Below are 20,038 nucleotides of genomic sequence, written 5' to 3'. Positions count from 1 at the left end.
CCTGCGAGGTGAGGTTCGACGCCATGAAGTTGACGTTGTCGGTGAGGTCCTTCCACACGCCCGACACCCCGCGCGCCTGGGCGCGGCCGCCCAACTGGCCCTCCGTGCCCACCTCGCGCGCCACCCGGGTCACCTCGGCGGCGAACGCGGAGAGCTGCTCCACCATCGTGTTCACGGTGAGCTTCAGTTCGAGGAGTTCACCCGTCGCCTCGACGGTGACCGTGCGGGTCAGGTCGCCCTGCGCCACCGCCGTGGTCACCAGGGCGATGTCACGCACCTGCGCGGTCAGCCGCGACGCCATCGTGTTCACGGCCTCGGTCACATCGCGCCAACTGCCCGACAGGCCCCGCACCTTGGCGCGCCCGCCGAGCCGGCCCTCCGTGCCCACCTCGCGGGCGACGCGGGTCACCTCGCCCGTGAAGAGGGACAACTGGTCGACCATCGTGTTGACGGCGCGGCCCAAACGGCGCAGATCGCCCCTCAGCTCACGGGTGCCGTCGTGCAGGTCGACGCGCTGCGTGAGGTCGCCGCCCGCCACCGCGTTCAGCACCCGGGTCGCGTTGGCCGCGGGGGAGACCAGCGAGTCGAGCAGCGTGTTGATCTCCTGGACGCGCGCGGCCCAGCGGCCCTGCCCCGGACTCGCGGCGAACCGCTCGTCCAGGCGGCCGTGCCGGATGATCTCCCGGCGCACGCGCACCAGTTCGCTGTCGAAGTGGATCGAGCGGTCGACCATCTCGTTGAAGATCGTGTAGAGCTCGGCCGCCGTGCCCTCGCCTAGGGGAGCGACCTTGGTGAAGTCCCCGTCGCGCGCGGCGCGCATGGCGGCGAGCAGCGGGCGCAGCTCGGCCTCCGTCGCCACCGCGACACCGACGGCCGTCCCGTCACGGGAGGCGGTGGGCTGCGCGGTGGAAGTCCTGGTCTGCGCCGGGGCCGGAATCCTGCCTGGGCCGAGCGCGGGCATAGCACTGTTCTCACTCATAGCGGCCCACTTCAGTAACTCGGTGCTTATGGGCGTGGTCAGTCTGTCACTCTGTCGGTGTCGCCTGAGGCGTATTCGCCCGAACTGCTCAGGAGCCGCACAGTGGGGTCCATTCCGATGCAACGGGAGACCGCTTTCCGTCCCTCCGTCACCTCCGGCCACCTGCCGGGGCCGCCGGCGGTGGTGCGTACGTCGCTGCCCGGAAATCCACTGGCGCCCGCCGCCGCACGCAGATTCGTGCGCGCGGCACTCGCCGACTGGACCGAACTGGGCGTGCCCGCCGCCGCGGGCATCAGCGACCGCCTCGCCGACGACTCGGTGCTCCTGGTCAGCGAGTTGGTGACGAACGCCGTCGTGCACGCGGGCACGGCCGTCGAACTGCTCTGCAGGCTCGACGAATCCGTGGACGGCGAGAGTACGGACACCCTCGTCATCGAGGTGTCCGACCACCACCCCAACCGCGCCGTCCGCGGCGAACAGGGCCCGCAGCCGCACGGCACCCCCGAGTACGGCCGCGGGCTGCATCTCGTCGCGACCCTCTCCGACTCCTGGGGCATCACCTACCGCACGGGCACCAAGACCGTCTGGGCCCGGCTGCCCGTCGACGGCGTGCAGGCCGTCCAGGAGATCGAGTCGTACGCGAGCGAACAGGCGCTGCAGCGCGGACTGCGGGCCGCCGAGATCCTCGCGCCGCTGCCCAAGCGGGCCACGCACGACACGGACTGGATCAACCGCGGCGCGCTCTCCTTCCTCGCCGAGGCGTCCGACCTGCTGGCCGGACAGTTCGACGAGGACCTGGTGGCCGCCCTCGCCGGACAGCTGCTCGTGCCGCGGCTCGCGGACTGGTGCGCGGTATGGCTCGACGACGCCTCCGAAGGATCCGGGCGCGGAGCCGCAGGCGGCGGATCGGGGGAGCGGCTCGCCCGTGTCTGGCACACCAGCGAACACCGCATAGAGGACCTGCGCAGGGTCCTGGAGAAGGACCCGCCGCAACTGCCCCACGCGCTGGGCATGGGCGCCTACCCCGTCCCCTGGCCCGGCGAGGCGCTCGCGGGCGAGAACTCCGGCGCGGCCCTCGCCTACCGCCTCACCGCGGGCGGCCGGTCGCTCGGCACCCTGGTCATCGGCCGCGCCGGGCTCGTCCGCTTCCCCGACGAAGTCACCGGCCTCATCGAGGACTTCAGCCGCCGGGTCGCGCTCGCCATCAGCGCCGCACGCCGCTTCCAGAGACAGGCGACCATCAGCCAGGTCCTGCAGCGCGGACTGCTGCCCAGCAGGATCGCGGAGATCCCCGGCGTGGAGAGCGGCGTCGTGTACGAGCCACGTGACAAGGGCGGTCCCGGCGGCGACTTCTACGACGTGTTCCAGGCGGGCGAGGGACGCTGGTGCTTCGCGCTCGGCGACGTCCAGGGCAAGGGCCCCGAGGCAGCCGTCGTCATCGGCCTCGCCCGCCCCTGGCTGCGGCTGCTCGCCCGCGAGGGATACCAGGTCGCGGAGGTGCTCGACCGCCTCAACCAGCTCCTGCTCGACGACGCGGCCGAAGCGGCCGCGGCCGCGGCGGCGGTCGTCGCGGCCGCGGGCGGCCAGGGCGTGCCGTCCGAGGGACCCACCTCGCGCTTCCTCTCGCTCCTCTACGGCGAACTGGTCCCCTTCGACGGCGGCGTACGCTGCACGGTCGCCTGCGCGGGACACCCCCTGCCGCTGCTGCTCTCGCCCGAGGGCGACGTACGGGCCGCGGCGGGGCCGCAGATGCTGCTCGGTGTCGTCGACGACGAGACGTACACCAGCGAGAGCTTCGAGCTGCGGACCGGCGACACGCTCCTGTGCGTCACGGACGGCGTGACCGAGCGCCGCCAGGGACGCCTCCAGTTCGACGACGGCGACGGGCTCGCCGAGGCGCTGGCAGGCTGCGCCGGGCTCGACGCGGGTCTGGTGGCGGAACGGATCAGGCGGCTCGTGCATGAGTTCTCGGAGCGGCCGCCGGACGACGACATGGCGTTGCTGGTGTTGCAGGCGCGGTGAGGGGCGGGGCGGGGCTGGGGGCTTGGGGCTGGAGGCTCGTGAGCCGGGGGCCGGGAGCCGGGGGTGGTGCTGGTCGGGGCCGGTGTGGGTGGGCCGCGGCGGGAATTCCGCGGGGCGTCGGGGGTTCCGTGGTGCGTCGGGAGTTCCGCCGTGCGGGGCGACCGGGGTTGTGCCGTGCGGGGCGGCCGGGGATCGTGCCGTGCGGGGCAGCCGGGATCGTGCCGTGCGGGGCGGCCGGGGATCGTGCCGTGCGGGGCGGCCGGGATCGTGCCGTGCGGGACAATCGAGGTATGCCTTCCGCACTGCCCGATGGTGAGCCCATGCCCGAGGACGGGGCGCTGCCCGCGTCCGCCCTGCACGGCGCGGGGTCGCGCCCGCTCGGCTTCTACCTCCACGTCCCGTACTGCGCCACCCGCTGCGGCTACTGCGACTTCAACACCTACACGGCCACCGAGCTGCGCGGCTCCGGCGGCGTGCTCGCCTCGCGCGACAACTACGCGGACACCCTGATCGACGAGGTCCGCCTCGCCAGGAAGGTCCTCGGCGACGACCCACGGCCGGTGCGGACCGTCTTCGTCGGGGGCGGTACGCCGACGCTCCTCGCCGCCGCCGATCTCGTACGCATGCTGGGGGCCGTACGCGACGAGTTCGGGCTCGCCGACGACGCGGAGATCACCACCGAGGCCAACCCGGAATCCGTCGACCCGGCCTACCTGGCCGAACTGCGGGCCGGCGGCTTCAACCGGATCTCCTTCGGCATGCAGAGCGCCAAACAGCACGTCCTGAAGATCCTCGACCGTACGCATACGCCCGGGCGGCCCGAAGCGTGCGTCGCCGAGGCGCGGGCGGCCGGGTTCGAGCACGTCAACCTCGACCTCATCTACGGCACCCCCGGCGAGACCGACGACGACTGGCGCGCCTCGCTCGACGCGGCGCTCGGCGCCGGGCCCGACCACATCAGCGCCTACGCCCTGATCGTCGAGGAAGGGACCCAGCTCGCCCGGCGGATCCGGCGCGGAGAGGTCCCGATGACCGACGACGACGTGCACGCGGACCGGTACCTGATCGCCGACGAAGTCCTTGGACGAGCGGGCTTCGACTGGTACGAGGTGTCCAACTGGGCCACCTCCGAGGCTGGCCGGTGCCTGCACAACGAGCTGTACTGGCGCGGGGCCGACTGGTGGGGGGCCGGGCCCGGCGCGCACAGCCACGTGGGCGGGGTGCGGTGGTGGAACGTCAAGCATCCCGGCGCGTACGCCGGTGCGCTCGCGCAGGGGCGGTCGCCCGGGGCGGGCCGCGAGGTCCTCTCGGACGAGGACCGGCGCGTCGAGCGGGTCCTGCTGGAGCTTCGGCTTCGGGACGGGTGCCCGTTGTCGCTGCTGCGTCCTGCCGGGCTTGCCGCTGCGCGGCGGGCCTTGGAGGACGGGCTGCTTGAGAGTGTGCCCTTTGCGGGCGGGCGGGCCGTGTTGACGCTTCGGGGGCGGTTGTTGGCGGATGGGGTTGTGCGGGGGCTGGTGGACTGAGGGGCGGCCCGGTGCGGGGGGCTGGGGCGGGTGTCCTTTTCCGCCCTGCGGGCGGCCCTCTTACCCACCCGCTCCACCCGTATCTCCTACCCGTCGAGTTGAGGTCTCTCGTGGGGGCGGAGCGCCGCTGGCGGCTGCGGGTGGGTGGGAATGGCCGCCGCGGAGCGGCGGGGTTTGTTGTGCGGGGTGGCGTCCGGCGCCGAGCTTCGGGCGGGCGGGTGGGAATGGCCGCCGCGGAGCGGTGGGGAAGGGCTGGTTGAGGCCCCGGGGCCAGTTATGTCGTGACGAAGTCGATCAGCTCCTCCACCCGCCCCAGCAGTTCCGGTTCCAGATCCTTGTAGCTGCGCACCGAGCCCAGGATCCGTTGCCAGGCTGCCCCCGTGTTCTCCGGCCAGCCGAGGGCCGTGCAGACGCCCGTCTTCCAGTCCTGGCCGCGTGGTACCCGGGGCCACGCGGTGATGCCGACGGAGGAGGGCTTCACGGCTTCCCATACGTCGATGTAGGGGTGGCCGACCACCAGGGCGTACGCGTTGGAGACCTCCGCGGCGATGCGGGACTCCTTGGAGCCGGGGACGAGGTGGTCGACGAGGACGCCGAGGCGGGCGTCGGGGCCGGGTTCGAATTCGGCGACGATCGCCGGGAGGTCGTCGATGCCTTCGAGGTATTCGACGACGACGCCTTCGATGCGCAGGTCGTCGCCCCAGACCCGTTCGACGAGTTCGGCGTCGTGCCGGCCCTCGACGTAGATGCGTCCGGCGCGGGCGACGCGGGCCCGCGCCCCGGGGACGGCCACGGAGCCGGATGCGGTGCGTGAGGGGCGTACGGGAGGGGCTGCGGCGCCCGTGGCGGGGCGGATCAGGGTGATGGTGCGGCCTTCGAGGAGGAAGCCGCGGGGCGTCATCGGGAAGACGCGGTGCTTGCCGAAGCGGTCCTCCAGCGTCACCGTCGGCCCCTGCGCGGTCTTCTCGCAGCGGATCACCGCGCCGCAGAATCCGGTGCTCAGCTCCTCGACGACGAGGCCGGCGTCCGCCGCCACCTCCGGCACGGGCTTCGACTTCTTCCAAGGGGGCGTGAGATCGGCGGAGTACTGGCGCATTCTGCCGACGATAGGAAGAGCGGCCCGGCCGTCGGTCACGACACGCCGAAGCGGCCTGCCAGTGTGGCGCGCTGCGCACGGACAAAAGCCGCATCGACCACCGCACCGTGCCCGGGCACGTAGAGGGCGTCCTCGCCGCCCAGGTCCAGGAGCCGGTCGAGTGCCGCGGGCCACCGCTTCGGTACGGCGTCGGATCCTGCCTGCGGTTCGCCGGACTCCTCGACCAGGTCGCCGCAGAAGACGATCTCCGGGTCGCCGTCGGAGCCGGGGACGAGGACGGCCAGGTCGTGTCCTGAGTGGCCGGGGCCCACGTTGGCGAGCAGCACCCGCACCCCGCCGCCGAGGTCGAGTGTCCACTCCCCGCACACCAGGTGGTGCGGGTGGACCAGGAGGTCGGCGGCCTCTGCCGCCGCGTCCGGGGCCACGCCGTGTCGCACCGCGTCCGCGCGCAGTTCGTCGCGGCCCTTGTCGAAGACGGTGTCGATGCCCACCGCGCCGTACACCTCCACGCCCGCGAAGGCCGCGGCCCCGAGGACGTGGTCGAAGTGCGGGTGCGTCAACACGAGGTGGGTGACCCGTCGCCCGCCGCCGATGATGTCCCTGGCGCGGGTCCGCAGGGCCGCGCCCTCGGCCAGGCTCGACCCGGCCTCGATCATGAGGGCCGCGTCGTCGCCGACGACGAGGCCCGCGGTGCAGTCCCAGACCGGCAGGCGGCACCGCCCCGCACGCGGTGCGAGTCGTTCCCAGCCCGCCGCTTCCCATGCCAGCGCCACGTCCATACGGTGACGCTATCCGTACGGGCCGTGTTCGGCAGCCGCTGCTTGACACGCATGCGTGACTTCGGTGGGTCCGCCCTTGCCGGGGCCGTACCTCACGGCCGTACACTGACCCTTTGGTAGCTGGCACTCGCCCGCGGTGAGTGCCAGGCAAGGGGGCTCGGCTCGGCGGGGCTCGACGCGACGTACGACAGCTGGAGGTGTGCGCGATGCTCAGTGAACGCAGGCTCGAGGTGCTGCGCGCCATCGTCCACGACTACGTAGGCACCGAGGAGCCGGTCGGTTCCAAGGCGCTGACGGAGCGGCACAGTCTCGGGGTCTCCCCGGCGACGGTCCGCAACGACATGGCGGCGCTGGAGGAGGAAGGGTTCATCGCCCAGCCCCACACCAGCGCGGGACGCATCCCGACGGACAAGGGCTACCGCCTCTTCGTCGACAAGCTCGCGGGCGTCAAGCCGATGACCGCGCCGGAGCGCAGGGCCATCCAGAACTTCCTCGACGGCGCCGTCGACCTCGACGACGTCGTGGGGCGCACGGTGCGGCTGCTCGCGCAGCTGACCCGGCAGGTCGCCGTCGTGCAGTACCCGTCGCTCACGCGGTCGACGGTGCGGCATGTGGAACTTCTCTCGCTCGCTCCCGCCCGTGTGATGCTGGTACTGATCACGGACACGGGCCGGGTCGAGCAGCGCATGATCGACTGCCCGGCGCCGTTCGGCGAGACGTCGCTCGCCGATCTGCGGGCACGGCTCAACAGCCGGGTCGCGGGACGCCGCTTCGCGGACGTGCCGCAGCTGGTGCAGGACCTGCCCGAGGCCTTCGAGGCCGAGGACCGAGGCACCGTCGCGACGGTCCTCGCCACCCTCCTCGAGACGCTCGTCGAGGAGACCGAGGAGCGGCTGATGATCGGCGGCACCGCCAATCTCACCCGCTTCGGACATGACTTTCCCCTCACGATCCGGCCCGTTCTCGAAGCCCTCGAGGAGCAGGTCGTGCTCCTCAAGTTGCTTGGGGAGGCTACGGATTCGGGTATGACCGTACGGATCGGTCATGAGAACGCCCATGAGGGACTCAGCTCCACGTCCGTGGTCTCGGTCGGCTACGGTTCGGGCAGCGAGGCAGTCGCCAAACTAGGCGTGGTCGGACCGACCCGCATGGACTATCCGGGAACGATGGGAGCAGTACGCGCAGTGGCACGTTACGTCGGACAGATCCTGGCGGAGTCGTAAGTGGCCACGGACTACTACGCCGTACTCGGCGTGCGCCGCGACGCTTCCCAGGACGAGATCAAGAAGGCCTTCCGGAGGCTGGCGCGCGAGCTTCACCCGGACGTGAATCCGGATCCGAAGACTCAGGAGCGCTTCAAGGAGATCAACGCCGCGTACGAGGTGTTGTCGGACCCGCAGAAGAAGCAGGTCTACGACCTCGGCGGTGACCCGCTGTCCCAGGCGGGCGGCGGTGGCGCGGGCGGTTTCGGGGCCGGTGGCTTCGGCAACTTCTCGGACATCATGGACGCGTTCTTCGGTACGGCGTCGCAGCGTGGCCCCCGGTCGCGCACGCGCCGCGGCCAGGACGCCATGATCCGTCTGGAGATCGACCTCAACGAGGCCGCCTTCGGCACCACCAAGGACATCCAGGTCGACACCGCTGTGGTGTGTACGACCTGCAGTGGTGAAGGTGCGGCGCCGGGGACATCCGCTCAGACGTGTGACATGTGCCGCGGTCGCGGTGAGGTGTCGCAGGTCACGCGGTCCTTCCTCGGTCAGGTCATGACGTCGCGGCCGTGCCCGCAGTGTCAGGGCTTCGGCACGGTCGTGCCCACGCCGTGCCCGGAGTGCGCCGGTGACGGCCGCATCCGGTCGCGCCGGACGCTGACCGTGAAGATCCCCGCCGGTGTCGACAACGGCACGCGGATCCAGCTCGCGGGCGAGGGCGAGGTCGGCCCCGGCGGCGGGCCCGCCGGTGACCTGTACGTCGAGATCCACGAGCTGCCGCACGCCGTCTTCCAGCGGCGCGGGGACGATCTGCACTGCACCGTCACCATCCCGATGACCGCCGCGGCGCTCGGCACGAAGGTGCCGCTCGAGACGCTCGACGGCGTCGAGGAGGTCGACATCCGCCCCGGGACCCAGTCCGGGCAGTCGATTCCGCTGCATGGACGCGGTGTAACGCATCTGCGGGGCGGGGGGCGCGGTGACCTCATCGTGCACGTCGAGGTCCTGACGCCGACGAAGCTCGATCCCGAGCAGGAGCGGGTGCTGCGGGAGCTGGCGCAGCTGCGGGGGGAGGAGCGGCCCACGGGGCAGTTCCAGCCGGGGCAGCAGGGGTTGTTCTCTCGCCTCAAGGATGCGTTCAACGGGCGCTAGCGCCTTGAGCGGTGCTTAGTCCCTCGGCGACGGGTTTTCATCCCGTGCCGGGGGGCTTCGTCGTTTCGCCTGCGGGCCGTGGGGGTTGCTCGCGCAGTTCCCCGCGCCCCTTACGGGGCACGATTCGGTGGGCTGTGAAGGACGTGGCACGATGCCGTTATGTCCTCCGCACTGACCGATCTCTGCCGCCATCCGATCGTGCAGGCGCCCATGGCGGGTGGCGCCTCGGGGCCGCAGTTGGCCGCCGCCGTCGCCGAGGCCGGTGGGCTCGGGTTCCTCGCCGCCGGGTACAAGACCGCCGACGGGATGTACCAGGAGATCAAACAGCTGCGGGGGCTGACGTCGCGGCCCTTCGGCGTCAATCTCTTCATGCCGCAGCCCGAGTACGCGGACGCGGCCGCCGTCGAGGTGTACCGCAACCAGCTCGCCGGTGAGGCCACCTGGTACGAGACGCAGCTCGGCGACCCGGACAGCGGGCGTGACGACGGGTACGACGCCAAGCTGGCGATCCTGCTCGACGATCCGGTGCCGGTGGTCTCCTTCACCTTCGGGTGCCCCACCCGCGACGTCTTCGACGCGTTCGCACGGGTCGGCACCTTCACCGTCGTCACCGTCACCACGCCCGAAGAGGCCCAGACCGCCCAGTGGTCGGGGGCCGACGCCGTGTGCGTGCAGGGCATCGAGGCGGGCGGCCACCAGGGCACCCACCGGGACAACCCGGAGACCGACGGCGCGGGGATCGGGCTGCTCTCCCTCATCACGCAGGTCCGCGAGACCGTGCAGATCCCCGTCGTCGCGACCGGCGGCCTGATGCGCGGCGCGCAGATCGCCGCGGTCCTCGCGGCGGGCGCGGACGCGGCGCAGCTGGGCACGGCGTTCCTCGTCACCCCGGAGTCGGGTGCGAACGCCCTGCACAAGCAGGCCATGACGAACCCGCTGTTCGTGCGGACCGAGCTGACCCGGGCGTTCTCCGGGCGCCCGGCGCGCGGCCTCGTCAACCGCTTCATGCGCGAGCACGGGCCGTACGCCCCCGCCGCCTATCCCCAGGTCCACCATCTGACCAGCGGGCTGCGCAAGGCCGCGGCGAAGGCCGGTGACGCGCAGGCCATGGCGCTCTGGGCGGGGCAGGGCCACCGGCTCGCCAGGGAGCTGCCCGCCGGACAGCTCGTGGAGGTCCTGGTGGCCGAACTGGCCGAGGCGAGGGCCGCGTTGGCGGCGGGCCCGCAGGACGGTTCGCAGACGCCGGGAGGGGCGGCGTGACCGCGCCCGTCTTCGTCGTCGAGCACGTCGCCGCGGGCGACGGGGGACGCTATGTGCTCGAAGGGCCCGAAGGGCGGCACGCGGTCTCCGTGAAGCGGCTGCGGGCCGGTGAGGACGTCGTCCTGACCGACGGTGCCGGGCGCTGGGCGCAGTGCGTGGTCCTGGACACCGAGGGCAAGGACCGGCTCGTCGTACGGATGGACTCCGTGCGCGAGGAACCGGCGGAGGCGCCCCGCATCACCGTCGTCCAGGCGCTGCCCAAGGGCGACCGGGGCGAGCTGGCCGTCGAGACCATGACGGAGACCGGTGTGGACGCCGTCGTGCCGTGGACCGCGTCGCGCTGCATCACGCAGTGGAAGGGCGAGCGCGGCCTCAAGGCCCTCGCCAAGTGGCGGGCCACCGCGCGCGAGGCGGGCAAGCAGTCGCGCCGGGTGCGCTTCCCCGAGGTGCTCGACGCGGCGTCCACCAAGCAGGTCGCCGCGCTGCTCGCGGACGCCGACTTCGCCGCCGTCCTGCACGAGGAGGGCAGCGCGCCGCTGGCCACCGCGGAGCTGCCCGCCGCCGGGCACATCGTCCTGGTGGTCGGGCCCGAAGGGGGCGTGGCGCCCGACGAGTTGGCGGCGTTCGCCGACGCGGGCGCGAAGCCCTACCGGCTCGGGCGCAGTGTGCTGCGTACGTCGACGGCGGGGACCGCGGCGACCGCGCTGCTGCTCGGCCGCACCGGCCGCTGGTCCTGAACGCCCGTCCGACGGCACCGGACTGATCCCGGCGCACCGGGGTTGAGCCGGATCCGGTCGCCGTGCGGCGCCGTCGCGGCCGTGCCGGGGCCCTGGTCTCCGGGGTCCGCCGAGATCACGAACGCGCGTCCAGGGGTGGACAGATGGCCGCAAGCGGTCTACCGCGGTGGCGCGTGCGGTGGCACTCTGCCCCCTATGGGGGCATTGAGGCGGTCAAGCGGCAGGGCCTTGCGGGTGCGCGGCAGGGCCTTACGGGTACGGCGTTCACGGATCCTGGGCGCCGTGGCGCTCGCGGGCGCCGCCGCGCTCGGCGTCACCGCGTGCGATCCCGTGGACGGCGAGCTGAACACCTCCGCGGTCGCGCTCACCACCGACGAGATGGGCACCAAGGAGCTGGAGCGGCAGCACGCCGACGTGTCGTGGCTCAGCTGCACCGCGAGCTTCGAGGACCGGGTCACGCCCAGGAGCGGTGAGCCGACGCAGGACGCCGTCGTCGACGTGGACTGCCAGGGCGAGACCGAGGACGGCAAGGACATCACCATCAAGGGCAAGGTGCACGACGTCGTCGACGGGTCGTGCGTGCGCGGCAACCTCACCGCCAAGATCGGCTCCAAGGTGTGGTTCCAGGTCGACGTCCTGGGCAACTGCGACTCCGGGGACGACAACGGCGACAACGGAAACGGCGACGGGGACGGCAACGGCAACGGCGGTCACGACGGCGGCGACAAGCCCTCCGATCCGCCCGTCTCCCACCAGCCGCCCTCCCACGACAAGCCCGACCCCGCACCGACCACCACCGTCACCGTGACCGCCACCGCCGACCCGCCCGAGCCGACCTGCAACTGCGTGCCGGGGAAGTGACGTCGGGGTGTACCGCGGGCGGCTGCCGGGGAAGTGATCAAACCGCTGTCGCCCCGCCCGGACCCTGCTTAGGCTGGACGCCGTGACCCAGGCAGCGCACTCCGCGTATCTCCGGTATCCGCACATCCACGGCGAGTTGACCGCTTTCACGGCGGAGGACGACGTATGGGTGGCCCCCCTAGACGGCGGCCGCGCCTGGCGCGTCAGCGCCGACAACATGCCCGTGAGCCACCCCCGCATCTCCCCGGACGGCACGACCGTCGCCTGGACGTCCACCCGCGACGGGGCGCCCGAGGTGCACATCGCCCCCATCGACGGCGGCCCCTCCAAGAGGCTGACGTACTGGGGCAGTTGGAAGACCGGCGTGCGCGGCTGGACCCCGCAGGGGCAGGTCCTCGCGGTGAGCACGGTGGGCCAGGCGTCGCTGCGCCGCACCTGGGCACGTGCCGTGCCGCTCGACGGAGGGCCCGCGGCCACCCTGCCGTACGGCGTCGTGGGCGATGTCGCGCACGGGCCCGACGGACAGGTCCTGCTGCTCTCCGCGCCCATGGGACGCGAGGCCGCCTGGTGGAAGCGGTATCGGGGCGGCACCGCGGGCAAGTTGTGGATCCGCACGGGGGACGTGGCGGGCGCGGCGGATGCAGGGGATCGGCAGTCCTTCGTACGCCTTCACGAAGAGCTCGACGGGAACATCGAGTACCCGCTGTGGGTGGGGGAGCGGATCGCCTTCCTCTCCGACCACGAAGGGGTCGGCGCCCTCTACTCCTCGCTGCCCGACGGCTCCGAACTGCGCAGGCACACCGCGATCGACGGCTTCTACGCGCGCCACGCGGCCACCGACGGCCGCCGCGTCGTCTACGCGTCCGCCGGTGAACTCTGGCTCCTGGACGACCTGTCGGGCGCCGAACCGCGCCGCGTCGACGTGCACCTCGGCGGGCAGCGCACCGATCTGCAGCCGCACCCCGTGTCCGCGGCACGCTGGTTCGGCGCCGCGGCCCCCGACCACACCGGGCGCGGCAGCGCCGTCTCCGTGCGGGGCAACGTGCACTGGGTCACCCACCGCGAAGGGCCCGCCCGCGCGCTCGCCGCCACCCCCGGAGTGCGCGCCAGGCTGCCCCGCACCTTCCGGGTGCAGGGCGAGGAGCACGTCGTCTGGGTCACCGACGCGGAGGGCGACGAGGCACTCGAATTCGCCCCGGCCACCGGGCCCGCGCCCGGCGCGACGCCCCGCAGGCTCGCCGCGGGACAGCTCGGCAGGGTCCTCGGGCTCGCCATGGCGCCGGACGGCTCCCGCGCCGCCGTCGCCTCGCACGACGGCCGCGTCCTGCTCGTCGAGCGCGAGAGCGGCGAGGTCCGCGAGGTCGACCGCAGCGACGACGGCGAGGCCACCGGGCTCGTCTTCTCGCCCGACTCCGCCTGGCTCGCCTGGTCGCACCCGGGCCCGCGCCCGCTGCGCCAGCTCAAGCTCGCGGGCACCGCCGACCTCTCCGTGTCGGAGGCGACGCCGCTGCGCTTCCGCGACTACGCCCCCGCGTTCACGCTCGACGGCAAGCACCTCGCCTTCCTCTCCGCGCGCGCCTTCGACCCGGTCTACGACGAGCACGTCTTCGACCTGGCCTTCGTCGGCGGCTCCCGGCCGTACCTGATCACGCTCGCCGCGACCACGCCGTCGCCGTTCGGACCGCAGCGGCACGGCAGGCCCTTCGAGGCGCAGGACGGCGCGGGATCGGAGACGCCGGACAGCGAGGGCGCCCCCGTCACCCGCATCGACTTCGACGGACTCGCCGACCGCATCGTGCCGTTCCCCGTCGAGGCCGCCCGCTACACCACGCTGCGGGCCGCGAAGGACGGGCTGCTCTGGCTGCGCCACCCGGTGCGCGGCGTGCTCGGCGCCTCGCGGGCCACGCCCTCCGACCCGGACCCGAAGACCGAGCTCGAGCGGTACGACCTCGCGCAGCACCGGGTCGAGGAACTCGCCGCGGACGCCGACCACTTCGCGGTCACCGGCGACGGCAAGCGGGTGCTCCTGTGGACCGACGGAAAGCTGAAGGTGGTGCCGAGCGACCGGCGCGCCTCCGGCGACGAGGACAGCGACTCGAACATCACCGTCGACCTGTCCCGGGTCCGCCAGACCGTCGACCCGGCCGCCGAGTGGCGCCAGATGTACGACGAGACGGGCCGCCTCATGCGGGACAACTTCTGGCGGCCCGACATGGGCGGCGTCGACTGGGACGGCGTCCTGGAGCGCTACCGTCCCGTCCTCGGCCGCGTCGCCACCCACGACGACCTGGTCGACCTGCTGTGGGAGGTGCACGGCGAACTGGGCACCTCGCACGCGTACGTCGTCCCCGGTGGCGGCGGGGGCAACGCGGCGACCCGGCAGGGCCTGCTCGGCGCGGACCTCTCGCGGGGCGAGGACGGCCTGTGGCGCATCGACCGGGTGCTGCCCTCCGAGACCTCCGACCCGGCCGCCCGCTCGCCGCTCGCCGCGCCCGGCGTCGCGGTGCGCCCCGGCGACGCGGTCCTCGCGGTCAACGGCAGGCCCGTCGACCCGGTGGCGGGCCCCGGGCCGCTGCTCGCGGGCACCGCGGGCAAGCCCGTCGAGCTGACCATCTCGCCGTCCGGCGGCGGCGATCCGCGGCATGCGGTGGTGCTCCCCGTCGACGACGAGGAGCCGCTGCGCTACCACGCCTGGGTCGCGGACCGCCGTGCGTACGTCCACGAGCGCTCCCAGGGGCGCCTCGGCTATCTGCACGTGCCCGACATGCAGGCGCCCGGCTGGGCGCAGATCCACCGGGACCTGCGCATCGAGGTGGCCAGGGAGGGCCTGGTCGTGGACGTCCGCGAGAACCGCGGCGGGCACACCTCGCAGCTCGTCGTGGAGAAGCTGGCGCGCCGCGTCGTCGGCTGGGACCTGCCCCGCGGCTCGCGCCCGCTCAGCTACCCCATGGACGCGCCGCGCGGCCCCGTCGTCGCCGTCGCCAACGAGTTCTCCGGGTCTGACGGCGACATCGTGAACGCCGCGATCAGGGCGCTCGGCATCGGACCCGTGGTGGGCACCCGGACCTGGGGCGGCGTGGTCGGCATCGACAGCCGCTACCACCTGGTGGACGGGACGCTGGTGACCCAGCCGAAGTACGCGTTCTGGCTGGAGGGGTACGACTGGGGCGTCGAGAACTACGGGGTCGACCCCGACGTGGAGGTCGTGACCACGCCCGACGACTACGCGGCGGGCCGTGATCCGCAGCTGGACGAGGCGGTGCGCCTCGCACTGGCCGCGCTGGAGGAGAACCCGGCCCGGTCCGCGCCGTCCCTGCCTGGCGACTAAGCGCTCCGCGGGAAGTACGGCCCACATCTGCGGGTGCGTCGTGGCTGGTCGCGCAGTTCCCCGCGCCCCTTCGGGGCGCACCCGAACCGGCCCGTGACGGCGGGCGATACGCTTTCGCTCGTACTGATCATTGTTGACGGAGGAGGCCGGACCCATGGCGGGCGAACCACAGAGCGACTGCCTGTTCTGCAAGATCGTTGCGGGTGAGGTGCCCGCGACCGTCGTCCGGGAGACCGAGACGACCGTCGCCTTTCGCGACATCAACCCGCAGGCGCCGACCCACGTCCTGGTGATCCCCAAGACGCACTACCCCGACGCCGCCTCGCTCGCCGCCGCCGACCCGAAGGCCGCCGCCGACGTGCTGCGCGAGGCCGGCGAGGTCGCCGCGGAGGAGAAGGCGGAGAGCTACCGCATCGTCTTCAACACCGGCTCCGGCGCCGGGCAGACCGTCTTCCACGCGCACGCGCACGTCCTGGGCGGCCGCGGCCTCCAGTGGCCCCCCGGATAGCAGGGCAACTCTCCTTGTCCGTACGTGAATTGGTGGTGCTCGGCACCGCGAGCCAAGTCCCCACCCGGCACCGCAACCACAACGGCTACGTCCTGCTGTGGGACGGCCAGGGCATCATGTTCGACCCCGGCGAGGGCACGCAGCGCCAGATGCTGCGCGCCGGGGTCGCCGCGCACGACCTGCACCGGATCTGCGTCACGCACTTCCACGGCGACCACTCCCTCGGCCTCGCGGGCGTCATCCAGCGCATCAATCTCGACCGGGTCCCGCACCCCGTCACCGCCCACTACCCGGCCTCGGGGCAGCACTTCTTCGACCGGCTGCGGTACGCGACGGCGTACCGCGAGACCGTTCAGCTCGCCGAGGCGCCGGTCGCCGCCGACGGGCCGCTGGCCAGCACGCCCTCGTACACCCTCGACGCGATGAAGCTCTCGCACCCCGTCGAGTCGTACGGCTACCGCGTCACCGAACCCGACGGGCGCCGGATGCTGCCCCGGCTGCTCGCCGAGCGCGGCATCACCGGGCCCGACGTGGGGCGGATCCAGCAGGAGGGCAGCCTCGGCGGCGTCACGCTCGACGAGGTCAGCGAGGTGCGCCGCGGGCAGCGGTTCGCCTTCGTGATGGACACCCGGCTCTGCGACGGCGTGCACGCGCTCGCCGAGGGCTGCGACATGCTCGTCATCGAGTCGACGTTCCTCGACGAGGACGAGCGACTGGCCACCGACCACGGCCACTTGACCGCCGGGCAGGCCGCCCGGGTGGCGGTCGACGCGGACGTGCGCCATCTCGTCCTGACGCACTTCAGCCAGCGCTACCCCGACCCGAACGTCTATGAACAGCAGGCCCGCGCCGCCGGTTTCGAGGGCGAACTGACCGTCGCCCGCGACCTGTTGCGCGTGCCCCTCCCCAAACGAACCTGAGCGAGACCGCACCATGCCGATCCCCAAGGCCGAACTCCACCTCCACATCGAAGGCACCCTCGAACCCGAGCTCGCCTTCGCCCTCGCCGCGCGCAACGGCGTCGAACTGCCGTACGCCGACACCGAAGAGCTCCGCAAGGCCTACCTCTTCGACGACCTCCAGACCTTCCTGAACCTCTACTACGGCCTGATGGCCGTGCTGCGCACCGAGGCCGACTTCGAGGAACTCGCGGACGCCTACCTCGCCCGCGCGGCCGGACAGGGCGTACGGCACGCGGAGATCTTCTTCGACCCGCAGGCCCACATGGTGCGCGGCGTCCCCATCGGCACCGTCGTCGAGGGCCTGTCCCGGGCCCTGGACCGCAGCGAGGAGCGGCACGGTGTCTCCACGCGGCTCATCATGTGCTTCCTGCGCGACGAGTCCGCGGAGTCGGCCCTGGAGACGCTGGAGGCCGCGAAGCCGTATCTCGGCAAGATCATCGGCGTCGGTCTCGACTCCGCCGAGGTCGGCCACCCGCCCGCCAAGTTCCGTGCGGTGTACGAGGCGGCCGCGGCGCTCGGGCTGCGGCTCGTCGCGCACGCGGGCGAGGAGGGGCCGCCCGCCTACATCACCGAGGCCCTCGACGTGCTGCGGGTCGAGCGCATCGACCACGGCCTGCGCTGCATGGAGGACCCCGAGCTGGTCGAGCGCCTGGTCCGCGAGCGCGTTCCGCTCACCCTCTGCCCCCTCTCGAACGTCCGGCTGCGCGCCATCGACGTACTGGAGGAGCACCCGCTGTCCCGGATGCTGGACGCGGGCCTGATGTGCACGGTCAACTCCGACGACCCGGCGTACTTCGGCGGATACGTCGACGACACCTTCCACGCGGTGCGCGAGGCGCTCGGCATCGACCAGGAGCGGCTGCGGACGCTCGCGCGGAACTCGTTCGAGGCGTCCTTCCTCGACCGGGACGCGGCGGACGAGGCGCTGCGGGCGAAGTACCTCGCCGAGGTCGAGGCTTATTCGTTCGACTGATCGTCGGCGCCGGGTTACGGTCCAGGCATGGACTCCATCGCGCAGATCTACGGCTGACACGGCCCTTTCGGCCCCCGCCCGCCCCGCAGAGGGCCGAGGCGGCGGGCCGCCGTGTCCCCGTCCGTAGCTTTCTGTACCCGGAGGAACTCCCATGTCATCCCGCCGAACCGCCCGTCGCCGCGCCCATGTCGCCATGATCGGCGTCCCGATGGTCAGCCATGTGCTGCCCGGCCTGGAGGTCATCCGCGAACTCGCGGCGCGCGGCCATCGCGTGACGTACGCCAACGACCCGGCCACCGCCGGTCTCATCGAACCCACCGGCGCCGAACTCGTCCCGTACGACTCCACGCTCCCTTTCCGCGACAACATCTGGCCCGACGACCCGATCGAGGCCAGCTCCCTCTTCCTCGACGACGCGATGGCGGTGCTTCCGCAGCTCCACGCGGCGTACGACGAGGACCCCGCGGACCTGTATCTGTACGACATCGGCGCCTACGTCGCCCGTGCGCTCGCCGAGTCGCAGGGGCGACCCGTCGTACAGCTCTCGCCCACGTTCGTGGCCTGGGGCAGCTATCAGGAGGACGTCGCCGCGCAGCTCGCGCAGCTGCCCGGCGCGGACGTCCTGGAGGCCAGGTTCAAGGAGTGGCTCGCCGGGTGCGGGGCCACCACGCTGGACGTGGGGGAGTTCTCCGGCGTCCCGCCGCGGGGCATCGCCACGATCCCGCGCGCCATGCAGCCGTACGCCGACACCGTGGATCCCGCGCGGATCGACTTCGTCGGACCGTGCCTCGGCGATCGTGTGCGCAGGGAGAGTTGGACGCGGCCCGAGGGCGCGGAGAAGGTGCTCCTGGTCTCGCTCGGCTCGGCGTACACGCACCAGCCCGAGTTCTACCGGCAGTGCGTGGCCGCCTTCGGGGAGCTGCCGGGGTGGCACGTGGTGCTGCAGATCGGCAAGCACGTCGACCCCGCGGAGCTCGGCCGCGACCTGCCCCCGAACATCGAAGTGCGGTCCTGGGTGCCGCAGTTGGCGGTCCTTGAGCAGGCCGACGCGTTCGTCACCCACGCGGGCATGGGCAGCAGCGGCGAAGGGCTTCACGCCGGAGTGCCGATGATCGTGGTGCCGCAGGGGGCGGAGCAGCCGATGAACGCCGACCGCCTCGTGGAGCTGGGCGTGGCCCGGCGCATCGACACGGCGGACGCCACGGCGGACGCGTTGCGCTCCGCGCTGCTCGGCCTCACCTCGGACCCCGAAGTGGCCGGGCGTTCCGCGCGGTTGAAGGCGGAGGTCCGGGCCGAGGGCGGCGCCTCGCGGGCCGCCGACCTGATCGAGGCCGCGCTCCCCGCCTGACCGGGAGGGTGCCCCGGCCCCGACAAGGGGCCGGGGAACTGCCCTGCTTGACGGGCCTGCGCGGGCATCGTCCGTTACGTTGCCTCCATGGTCGTACCAGCCAAGCCCACCGTCGACCCGCTGAAGGCGGCTCGCAGACCCGGCGATCCGGACTGCGACGTCTACCTCACAGGACCGGTCTTCCTCGACATCATCTTCACCGGGCTCGATTCCGCGCCGGTGCGCGGGACCGAGTCCTGGGCGCGCGGCATGGGGTCGAGCCCCGGCGGCGTCGCCAACATGGCGACCGCGCTCGCCCGCCTCGGCCTGCGCACCTCGCTGGCCGCCGCCTTCGGGGACGACCACTACGGGGAGTACTGCTGGGACGCCCTCGAACAGGGCGAGGGCATCGACCTGACACCGTCGCGGACCGTGCCCGGCTGGCACTCCCCGGTGACCGTCTCCATGGCGTACGAGGGCGAGCGCACCATGGTCAGCCACGGCCACGAGCCGCCGCCGGACGCCGACGCACCGGACGGCGGCGCCCCGCACCGGCCGCCACGCGCGCGTGCCGCCGTCACCGCGCTGACGCCCGGCACGCGCGCGCCCTGGATCGCCGAGGCCGCCCGCGGCGGCACACGGATCTTCGCCGACGTGGGCTGGGACGACACCGGACGGTGGGACCTGGCGGGGCTCGCCGACCTGGCGCACTGCGAGGCGTTCCTGCCGAACGCGGAGGAGGCCATGCGCTACACGGGCACCTCCTGCCCCAGGGCGGCCGCGCGGGCGCTGACCGAGCATGTGCCGCTGGCCGTGGTGACGCTGGGCGCCGAGGGCGCGTACGCGGTGGACGGGCGGACCGGCGAGACCGCCGACGTGCCCGCGATCGAGGTCGAGGCCCTGGACCCCACGGGGGCGGGCGACGTCTTCGTCGCGGGCTTCGTCACCGGGACGCTGGCCGGCTGGCCGCTGGCCGACCGCCTCGCCTTCGCCGGGCTCACCGCGGCGCTCTCCGTGCAGGAGTTCGGCGGGTCGCTGTCGGCGCCCGGCTGGGCCGAAGTGGGCGCCTGGTGGCGCACGGTGCGGGAGTTCGACGACCAGGACCCGGTGGCGCTGCGCCGCTACGGCTTCCTGGAGGAGCTGCTTCCCGCCGTGGCCAGACCGTGGCCGCTGCGCCGCGCGGTGCCGACGATCGGCTTCGGCCGCTCGGCGTGACGGGCGGGCATGCGGGACAGGGTCGCGAAAACCTCTCGGTGTTGTCGGTGCCCCGTCGTACTCTTGGCAGTGCAAGGCTGAGATGCGGCCCCAAGCCCCGCAGGAGGA

Annotated in this window: 16 protein-coding genes; 13 read left to right on the top strand and 3 right to left on the bottom strand. The window is 72.8% G+C overall.

Going from position 1 to position 20,038, the window contains the following annotated elements; translation table 11 throughout:
• Positions 1-820 (bottom strand): HAMP domain-containing protein (locus ACFWZ2_RS22185; RefSeq protein ID WP_384548292.1); only part of this gene is annotated, 820 nt, incomplete at its 3' end.
• Positions 821-1,081: 261 nt separating this feature from the next.
• Between ACFWZ2_RS22185 and ACFWZ2_RS22180 the strand changes: the two genes are divergently transcribed.
• A complete protein-coding gene (locus ACFWZ2_RS22180; protein ID WP_384548187.1) occupies positions 1,082-3,001 on the top strand; it encodes a SpoIIE family protein phosphatase in 1,920 nt (639 codons plus the stop codon).
• A 290-nt stretch (positions 3,002-3,291) separates the two neighbouring features.
• Positions 3,292-4,524: a radical SAM family heme chaperone HemW gene (hemW, locus tag ACFWZ2_RS22175; protein ID WP_384548185.1), complete on the top strand. Its 1,233-nt coding sequence runs from the start codon at positions 3,292-3,294 to the stop codon at positions 4,522-4,524.
• 274 nt (positions 4,525-4,798) lie between these two features.
• On the opposite strand, the gene ACFWZ2_RS22170 is transcribed toward hemW, so the two are convergent.
• Both ACFWZ2_RS22170 and ACFWZ2_RS22165 read right to left on the bottom strand, forming a co-directional pair.
• Positions 4,799-5,620 (bottom strand): DUF3097 domain-containing protein, encoded by an 822-nt coding sequence (locus ACFWZ2_RS22170; RefSeq protein WP_384548183.1) that lies wholly within the window; start codon positions 5,618-5,620, stop codon positions 4,799-4,801.
• Positions 5,621-5,655: 35 nt separating this feature from the next.
• On the bottom strand, positions 5,656-6,399 hold the full coding sequence (locus ACFWZ2_RS22165) for an MBL fold metallo-hydrolase (RefSeq protein ID WP_384548181.1): 744 nt from the start codon (positions 6,397-6,399) through the stop codon (positions 5,656-5,658).
• A 206-nt stretch (positions 6,400-6,605) separates the two neighbouring features.
• Here ACFWZ2_RS22165 and hrcA point away from each other — a divergent pair, with 206 nt between their 5' ends.
• The 11 genes from hrcA (at position 6,606) to ACFWZ2_RS22110 (ending at position 19,930) form a co-directional block, all read left to right on the top strand.
• The gene (gene hrcA, locus ACFWZ2_RS22160; RefSeq protein WP_384548179.1) at positions 6,606-7,622 is read left to right on the top strand and encodes a heat-inducible transcriptional repressor HrcA; all 1,017 of its coding nucleotides are present in this window, start codon (positions 6,606-6,608) and stop codon (positions 7,620-7,622) included.
• Positions 7,623-8,759, top strand: a complete 1,137-nt coding sequence (gene dnaJ, locus ACFWZ2_RS22155) for a molecular chaperone DnaJ (RefSeq protein ID WP_384548177.1) — start codon at positions 7,623-7,625, stop codon at positions 8,757-8,759. It begins immediately after the preceding gene.
• Positions 8,760-8,918: 159 nt separating this feature from the next.
• Complete coding sequence (locus ACFWZ2_RS22150) at positions 8,919-10,019, top strand: nitronate monooxygenase (protein WP_384548175.1); 1,101 nt, start codon at positions 8,919-8,921, stop codon at positions 10,017-10,019.
• A complete protein-coding gene (locus ACFWZ2_RS22145; RefSeq protein ID WP_384548173.1) occupies positions 10,016-10,756 on the top strand; it encodes a 16S rRNA (uracil(1498)-N(3))-methyltransferase in 741 nt (246 codons plus the stop codon). The genes ACFWZ2_RS22150 and ACFWZ2_RS22145 overlap by 4 nt, the downstream gene beginning before the upstream one ends.
• A 282-nt stretch (positions 10,757-11,038) precedes the next feature.
• Positions 11,039-11,617 (top strand): hypothetical protein, encoded by a 579-nt coding sequence (locus ACFWZ2_RS22140; protein ID WP_384548171.1) that lies wholly within the window; start codon positions 11,039-11,041, stop codon positions 11,615-11,617.
• Positions 11,618-11,699: 82 nt separating this feature from the next.
• A complete protein-coding gene (locus ACFWZ2_RS22135) occupies positions 11,700-14,945 on the top strand; it encodes a S41 family peptidase (RefSeq protein WP_384548169.1) in 3,246 nt (1,081 codons plus the stop codon).
• Between the two features lie 154 nt (positions 14,946-15,099).
• Complete coding sequence (locus ACFWZ2_RS22130; protein WP_384548167.1) at positions 15,100-15,453, top strand: histidine triad nucleotide-binding protein; 354 nt, start codon at positions 15,100-15,102, stop codon at positions 15,451-15,453.
• Between the two features lie 14 nt (positions 15,454-15,467).
• Positions 15,468-16,373, top strand: coding sequence for a ribonuclease Z (locus ACFWZ2_RS22125; protein WP_384548165.1), 906 nt, complete (start codon positions 15,468-15,470; stop codon positions 16,371-16,373).
• A gap of 13 nt (positions 16,374-16,386) precedes the next feature.
• Positions 16,387-17,388, top strand: a complete 1,002-nt coding sequence (locus tag ACFWZ2_RS22120; protein ID WP_384548163.1) for an adenosine deaminase — start codon at positions 16,387-16,389, stop codon at positions 17,386-17,388.
• Positions 17,389-17,539: 151 nt separating this feature from the next.
• The gene (locus ACFWZ2_RS22115) at positions 17,540-18,736 is read left to right on the top strand and encodes a macrolide family glycosyltransferase (RefSeq protein WP_384548161.1); all 1,197 of its coding nucleotides are present in this window, start codon (positions 17,540-17,542) and stop codon (positions 18,734-18,736) included.
• Between the two features lie 87 nt (positions 18,737-18,823).
• On the top strand, positions 18,824-19,930 hold the full coding sequence (locus ACFWZ2_RS22110) for a carbohydrate kinase family protein (RefSeq protein ID WP_384548159.1): 1,107 nt from the start codon (positions 18,824-18,826) through the stop codon (positions 19,928-19,930).
• Positions 19,931-20,038 lie beyond the last annotated feature (108 nt).

The sequence above is a fragment of the Streptomyces sp. NPDC059002 genome (assembly GCF_042740435.1).
Lineage (GTDB): Bacteria > Actinomycetota > Actinomycetes > Streptomycetales > Streptomycetaceae > Streptomyces.
This window is presented reverse-complemented; position numbering and strand designations above follow the sequence as displayed.